The 231-nt window shown below is 25.1% G+C and carries 1 pseudogene; it reads left to right on the top strand.

From position 1 onward, the window contains the following. Window positions 1–207: pseudogene (locus KVT27_RS27300) on the top strand (FtsX-like permease family protein); the annotation flags it as partial. Window positions 208–231 lie beyond the last annotated feature (24 nt).

Genomic DNA, 231 nt, shown 5'->3' with positions numbered 1-231 from the left:
TCAATTTCTAACCAAGTTAGCTTTAGTTTTATTTCACCTATAATAGACGGACTTACTCATAGCTTATTTGCTTTACCAATAATACACAACATGCCTATATACAGTATTATGATTCCTATTTCCATTAGTTCTATTGCATATTGCATAATCTATTTTGGATATTATATATTAACTGTTAATTCGTATTTTAGAATTGTGTATAAATAATAAATTCTTTTGATATTGCGTAAT

The organism is Lysinibacillus sp. GbtcB16, from assembly GCF_019091145.1.
Lineage (GTDB): Bacteria > Bacillota > Bacilli > Bacillales_A > Planococcaceae > Lysinibacillus > Lysinibacillus fusiformis.
This window is presented reverse-complemented; position numbering and strand designations above follow the sequence as displayed.